Source organism: Streptomyces sp. NPDC002784 (genome assembly GCF_053592135.1).
On record NZ_JBSFVD010000073.1, the window covers coordinates 1 to 6,742 of the forward strand.

Sequence of the window (6,742 nt, forward strand, 5' to 3'; positions counted from 1 at the left end):
GTGCCGCGCGGGCTGCCCGGCAGCCCGCGGACCTGGACCCATGTGAGCGGCGCGGCCGAACTCGCTGTCGCCGCGGCGCTCGCCGTACCGCGCACCCGGCGCGCCGGCGGCTGGCTGGCGGCGGGGCTGTTCCTCGCGGTGCTCCCCGCCAACGTGCAGATGGCGGTGGACTGGCAGCGCCGCTCACCGGCGATGCGCGCCGCGGCTTGGGCGCGGGTGCCCTTGCAGGTCCCGCTCGTGATGCGGTCCCTGCGGGCGGCCCGGGGGGCGACGGGCGCGAAGACCTCCTCGGTGCCTCAGTAGTCCGAAGCACCGACCCCCAGGGCGGACTCGGTCTGTACCTGGGGGTCCGGCTGTCCGAGCGGTGGGCCGGCCGCTGCGCTCGCAACCGCAAGACCGTCCGCACCGAGCGGCTCCTGTCCGCAGAGGCGGGGGAGGCGCTGGGCTCTCGTTACGCGACCGCTGTCACCGCCGCTGTCACGACCGGCCGCGCCCGCATCGCTGGAATATTCTCGTGCCCGCGCCCGCCCCGGTCCCTACACTCTCGGTACGCGTCCGGCCCGAACTGGCCGGTGCGTCCTACGTGTTCCGAGTTCAGATGTGAGGGGAGGCCGACAGTGCGTACCGCCATCGCTGTCGTCTCCCCCTGGACACGGTTCGACGTGATCCTCGTGTCCTCGTGAGCCCGGTGCCCGCCGCGCGGCCGGCACTGGAGACCCCGGTCGAAGACCGTCGCTGACCCCTGCCCTGCCGCCCCGTGACTTGTCGCGGCCCGGCGCAGGAGTGCGTTCCGCAGGCTTCGTCCGCCCATCGCGCTGCCTCTTCACCACTCACGACACCCGTAGAAGGGCCTCAAGGCCGTGCGTACCGACCTCACATTCCGCGCGCTCCACGCCGTCCGCAACCTGGGCATCCTCGCCCACGTCGATGCCGGGAAGACCACCGTGACGGAGCGGATCCTGTTCCTGACCGGCGCCGTCCACAAGCGCGGCGAGGTGCACGAGGGCAGCACCGTCACCGACTTCGACTCCCAGGAACGCGACCGGGGCATCACCATCTTCGCGGCGGCGGTCAGTTGCGACTGGGACGGACACCGCATCAACCTCATCGACACCCCGGGACACGTGGACTTCGCCGACGAGGTGACCCGCTCGCTGCGCGTCCTCGACGGCGCGGTGGCCGTCTTCGACGCCGTCGCCGGCGTCGAACCGCAGAGCGAAGCCGTGTGGCGAGAGGCCGACAAGCACCAGGTCGCACGCCTGGCGTTCGTCAACAAGATGGACCGCGCGGGTGCCGACCTCGACACGGCGGTTACGTCGATCCGGGAACGGCTGGGCACCACACCCCTGGTGGTGCAGTTGCCGATCGGCCGCGAGGACGGGTTCGAGGGCGTCGTCGACCTGGTCCGGATGCGGGCCGTGGTGTGGCCCCCGGACACGGGCGCGTACGAGGAACGCCCGGTGCCCGAGGACTTGCGCGCCGAGGCCCTGCGACGCCGCCGGGCGCTGGAGGAGGCAGTCGCCGAACTGCATCCGCGGGCGCTGGAGGAGTACTGCACGGTCGGAGCAATCGCGGAGACGACACTGCGTACGGCGCTGCGCGAACTGACCGGCACGGGCACGGGTGAGGCCGTGGTGGTGCTGTGCGGTTCGGCGTACCGCAACCGTGGCATCGAGCCGTTGCTGGAGGCAGTGGTGGCGTATCTGCCCTCGCCGGCGGACGTGCCCGCCGTGCGCGGCACGATCGACGGTACGGAACAGGAGCGTCCCGCCGATCCGGCCGCGCCCCTGGCCGCGCTGGCCTTCAAGGTGCACGCGGCGCCCACCGGCCGGATGACCTTCCTGCGGATCTATTCCGGCGTACTGCGAAAGGGGGACACGGTGCTGGACACGGGTGCGCAGCGCACCGAACGGGTCGGCCGGATCCTGCGGGTGCAGGCCGACCGGCACACCGAGACGGACCTGGCCGTGGCCGGGGACATCGTCGCCGTGATCGGTCCGAAGTCGGCGCGTGCCGGTACGACGTTGTGCGCCCCCTCGGCGCCGATCGTGCTGGAACCGCCCGGCACGGCCGACCCGGTGGTGTCGGTGGCCGTCGAGGCCCGACTCGGCCAGGACACCGACCGGCTGGCCTCGGCGCTGGCCCGGCTGGCGGAGGAGGATCCGTCGCTGGTGGTGCGTACCGATCCGGAGACCGGCCAGACGCTGCTGTCGGGCCTGGGCGAGCTGCACCTGGAGGTGGCGGTGGAGAAACTGCGCCGCGACCGGGGGCTGGAGGTCTCGGTCGGCCGCCCGCAGGTGTCGTACCGGGAGACCGTGGTCCGCGGGGTGACGGGGCTGGTGTACCGGCACGTCAAGCAGGACGGCGGCGCCGGGCAGTTCGCCCATGTGGTGCTGGACGTCGAGCCGTTGGACGCCGCGGACGGCGAGGCCGGCTTCGCGTTCCGTTCGACGGTGGTCGGCGGCCGGGTCCCGCGGGAGTTCGTCCGCGCGGTCGAGGCCGGTTGCCGGGACGCGCTGACGGAGGGTCCGCTGGGCGGTCATCCGGTGACCGGCGTGCGGGTCACGCTCACCGACGGAGCCACGCACACCAAGGACTCCTCGGAACTCGCGTTCCGTGCCGCCGGCCGGCTCGGACTGCGGGACGCCCTGCGGGCCTGCGTGCTGCGGCTGCTGGAGCCGGTCGCCGAGGTGACGGTGACCGTGCCGGAGGACTGCGTGGGGGCGGTCCTGGGCGACCTGGCAGCACGCCGCGGACGGGTGTCGGCGTCGGCGACGCGCGGCGGTACGGCGGTGGTGACGGCGACGGTGCCGCTGGCCGAACTGTCCGGCTACGCCTCCCGCCTGCGCGGACGCACCCAGGGCCGGGGCACGTTCACCACCCGCCCGGCGGGCTACGCGGAGGTTCCGCAGGGCCTGACGGCTCAGGTGAGGGGACGGTAATAGCCGGGTGATGAGCCGGCCTCGCACTCCGAGGGGTGCGGGGTCGGTTCGTCCCCCTGCCGTGAACACAGACCGGGGCGGTTCGACCGAACCATGGGCGGCCCGGATCCCCCGGGAACCGGGTCGCTTCGTGGGCACACCCCGATTTAACCGCGCTTTGAGGCGTCCGGCCCGAGCCGCACGGCCGAGGCGCTGGGCGGCGGTACGTCTCCCGGTCTGACAAGTCCTGTCTCATACGCGAGGACGACGGCCTGGGCGCGGTCGCGGAGGGTGAGCTTGGCGAAGATCCGGGCCACGTGGGACTTCACTGTGGCTTCGCTCAGGGTCAGCTCGGCCGCGAGTTCGGCGTTGGACAGTCCCCGGCCCAGCAGGATCAGGACCTCCCGTTCGCGCGGGGTCAGGGCTGTGAGTCGTGCGTGCTGGGTGGGAATGTGAGCGGGTCGGGAGGCGTCGTGTCGATGTTCGTCTCCGGTATCCCAACCATGGTCTTCCGCGGCATCCCCTGCCTCGCGGCCTCCGGCAAAACGCTCCACCAGGCGGCGGGTTATCGACGGAGCGAGCAGCGCGTCGCCGGTGTCGACCAGGCGTATCGCCGCTGCCAGGTGTTGCGGGGTGACGTCCTTGAGGAGGAAGCCGCTGGCTCCGAGCGCCAGTGCCCGGTACACGTAGCGGTCCAGGTCGAAGGTGGTCAGCATGAGGACACGGCAGTCGGGGGTGTGGTCCAGGATGAGGCGGGTCGCCTCCAGGCCGTCCATGTTCGGCATGCGGATGTCCATCAGCACGACGTCCGGCCGAAGACGGCGAGCCGCTGTGACCGCTTCGGCCCCGTCGGCCGCCTCACCCACGACGTCGATTCCGCGTGTGGTGAGGATCAACCGGAAGCCGGTCCTGATCAGTGTCTGGTCATCGGCGATGAGCACCCGTGGCGTCCGCTCGGGTGGGGTCGGTGTCATGGGCGGTCCAAGGGGATGCGGGCACGGACCCGGTAGCCGCCGCCGAGACGACGGCGGGCGTCCAGGTCTCCGCCGTACACCGCGACTCGTTCCCGCAGGCCCAGCAGCCCGCGACCGGGTCCTTCGCGGTGCAGCGGGACGGGGCGGGCCGGCGCGGGCCGCGTGGGGGCGCCGGCGGTCAGCACGCTGGGGCCGGTGTTGAGCACCTCCACCCGCAGGTTGTTGTCCGCGTAGCGCACGGTGACTTCGGCCTTGCCGCCGTCGCCGTGTTTGAGCGCGTTGGTCAGCGCCTCCTGGACGATGCGGTACGCGGTCAGTTCGATTCCTCGGGGCAGGGGGCGCGGTTCGCCAAGGATACGCACCTCAACAGGCAGCCCGGCGAACGAGACCCGGTCCACCAGGGGGCTGAGCCGGTCGAGGCCGGGCTGCGGTGTCAGTTCGCTCATGTCGCCGCTGCCGTCGCCGTCGCCCGCTTCGGTTCCCGGTTCCCGGTCGATGTCCTCGCCGTTCGGGGACGGTGCCAGCACTCCCAGCAGGTGCCGCAGGTCGGTCATCGCGCCACGGCCCGCATCCTGCACGGCGCGCAGGGCCATCTCTGCCTCGTCCGGCATCGTGCCCATCACCTCGCGTGCCGCACCGGCCTGGACCACCATCAGGCTGACGTTGTGGCTGACGATGTCGTGCAACTCCCGGGCGATACGGTCGCGTTCGGCGGCGACCGCGGCGCGCGCGGCGCTCGCCCGTTCCCGCTCCACGAGCCAGCCGCGCTCTCCCACGGCCGCCTGCCAGCGGCGCCGCGTCCGCACCAGTGCCACAGTCAGCCCTACGACGGCCACGCACGCCAACCCAAGCGCGCCGGCCAGCGCAACCTCCAGCGCAGCCGGATCCCTGTCCCACACGATGTTCACTGTCGCAGACCGCTTGCGGGGTCCGCATCCGCCTGTGGGCTGGGGATGCTGCATCTGCGGGATGAGGAGACACCCAATGTGCCATCCGGGGGCGGATGTTCGTGTTGCCGCGCCGACGTAGCGTCCTGTTCATGGTCAACGAGGACAGCAGGGCAGAGGCCGTCGTACGACTCGACGGTGTGCGCAAGGAGTACGGGGAGACGACCGCTCTGGACGGGGTGTCCCTGGAGATAGAGGCAGGGGAGGCGGTCGCCGTGATGGGGCCTTCGGGCTGCGGCAAGTCCACCCTGCTCAACATGATCGCCGGCCTGGACCGGCCGACGGCCGGGACGGCCGTCGTACGCGGCGAGAGTGTGGGGGAACTGAGCGAGAAGGGCCTCGCCCTGTACCGGCGCCGCCATATCGGCATGATCTTCCAGTTCTTCAACCTCATCGACGACCTGTCGGCGCTCGACAACGTCGCCCTCGCCGCCCAGTTGACCGGCACCCCCGCCCGTCAGGCGCGCCGCCGCGCGCTGGAGTTGTTCGAGGAGCTGGAGATCGCCGACCGGGCCCGCGCCTACCCGGCGGTGCTCAGCGGCGGCGAGCGGCAACGCGTCGCCGTGGCACGGGCGTTGATGAACCGGCCCGCACTGCTGCTGGCCGACGAACCGACCGGCGCTCTGGACAGCCGTGCCGGTGAACAGGTCATGGACCTGCTGCTCGACCTCAACCAGATCGGCCAGACGCTGATCCTCGTGACGCACGACGAACGTCTCGCGCGACGTTGCGCGAGTCGGCTCGTCGTGCTCGCGGACGGCCGGGTGGCCGGCGAGCACACCCTGGAGCCGGCCGTATGAGGGCGGTGTGGTGGACCGCGCGTGCGGCCGTACGACGGCGCAGGCTCCAGACCCTGGTCATCGGTCTGGTCACCTTGGTCTCCACCGTTGCGATGGTGCTCGCGCTCGGCCTGGTCGATGCCGCCTCCGCACCGTTCGACAAGGCGTTTGCCAAGCAACGCGGGCCCCATGTCGTCGCCGTGTTCGACCCCGCTGAGGTCTCGGGCGCACGGCTGGCGCGGGCAGCACGGCAGCCGGGCGTGGAGGCCGCCGCCGGGCCGTTCCGGCAGGCGACGGTCGAACTGCCGCGCGACGCAATGAACTTGGGCCTGGGCAGCAACCTCACGATCGTGGGCCGTCCCGACCCCGGCGGCCCGGTCGGCCAGGTGGACCTCTGGGCCGGGCGCTGGGCCACCGGGCAGGGCGAGGTCGTCGTCAACCGGCAGTCGGACTGGACCGACGACGACCTGGGCAAGCGGATCGAGGTTCCGTCGGGCCCGGACCTCACCATCGTCGGGTTCGGCTTCGACCTCAGTGGTACGGCGGACGCCTGGGTCGCGCCCGCCCAGATGACGGCCCTGCGCCCTTCGGCCACCCAGATGCTCTTCCGCTTCGAGGACGCCTCATCGGACAACCGTCTGCGGGCCCAGTTGGCCACCGTGACCGACGGCCTGCCGAAGGACGCGCTGACCGGATCCCGGTCATATCTCGCCCTCAAGGCCCAAATCGGCGGTTCGGCCCGCGCGTACGCCCCTTACCTGCTGGCCTTCGGGCTGCTCGGCATCCTTGTGTCGGTGCTCATCGTCGCCAACGTGGTCAGCGGCGCCGTCATCTCCGGCTTCCGGCACATAGGCGTTCTCAAGGCACTCGGATTCACGCCGGGCCAGGTGCTCGCCGTCTATCTCACGATGATCTGCGTCCCCGCGATCCTCGGCTGCGCGCTCGGCACCGCGATCGGCAACCTGGTGGCGGGACTGTTCTTCGACTTCGTGTTCACGGGGCCCGAGGCGGGGGTGTTCCACGGCGATGTCGGCATCGCGCCTTGGGTGAACGCGCTCGCCCTGCTCGGCATGCCGGTCGTCTGTCTCCTGGCCGCGCTCGCCCCGGGGCTGCGCGCCCAC

The 6,742-nt window shown here is 71.8% G+C and carries 6 protein-coding genes; 4 read left to right on the forward strand and 2 right to left on the reverse strand.

The genetic code is table 11. The annotated features are described in order from the left end of the window. A partial coding sequence (locus ACWD1Z_RS35990) for a DoxX family protein (RefSeq protein ID WP_451124902.1) occupies window positions 1–303 on the forward strand: 303 nt, incomplete at its 5' end. A gap of 557 nt (window positions 304–860) precedes the next feature. Further along, window positions 861–2,942: an elongation factor G gene (fusA, locus tag ACWD1Z_RS35995; RefSeq protein ID WP_451124904.1), complete on the forward strand. Its 2,082-nt coding sequence runs from the start codon at window positions 861–863 to the stop codon at window positions 2,940–2,942. Window positions 2,943–3,088: 146 nt separating this feature from the next. On the opposite strand, the gene ACWD1Z_RS36000 is transcribed toward fusA, so the two are convergent. Both ACWD1Z_RS36000 and ACWD1Z_RS36005 read right to left on the reverse strand, forming a co-directional pair. Beyond that, a complete protein-coding gene (locus tag ACWD1Z_RS36000) occupies window positions 3,089–3,895 on the reverse strand; it encodes a response regulator (RefSeq protein ID WP_451124906.1) in 807 nt (268 codons plus the stop codon). Beyond that, on the reverse strand, window positions 3,892–4,701 hold the full coding sequence (locus ACWD1Z_RS36005; protein ID WP_451124908.1) for a sensor histidine kinase: 810 nt from the start codon (window positions 4,699–4,701) through the stop codon (window positions 3,892–3,894). The genes ACWD1Z_RS36000 and ACWD1Z_RS36005 overlap by 4 nt, the downstream gene beginning before the upstream one ends. A gap of 233 nt (window positions 4,702–4,934) precedes the next feature. On the opposite strand from ACWD1Z_RS36005, the gene ACWD1Z_RS36010 reads away from it, so the two are divergent. Continuing rightward, window positions 4,935–5,642, forward strand: coding sequence for an ABC transporter ATP-binding protein (locus ACWD1Z_RS36010; protein WP_451124910.1), 708 nt, complete (start codon window positions 4,935–4,937; stop codon window positions 5,640–5,642). Next, window positions 5,639–6,742 (forward strand): ABC transporter permease (locus ACWD1Z_RS36015; RefSeq protein WP_451124912.1); only part of this gene is annotated, 1,104 nt, incomplete at its 3' end. The genes ACWD1Z_RS36010 and ACWD1Z_RS36015, both read left to right, overlap by 4 nt.

Bases quoted from the DNA above. Each gene is read 5' to 3' on its own strand.
- ACWD1Z_RS36000 (WP_451124906.1), bottom strand. From the start codon at position 3,895: ATGACACCGACCCCACCCGAGCGGACGCCACGGGTGCTCATCGCCGAT.
- ACWD1Z_RS36010 (WP_451124910.1), top strand. From the start codon at position 4,935: ATGGTCAACGAGGACAGCAGGGCAGAGGCCGTCGTACGACTCGACGGT.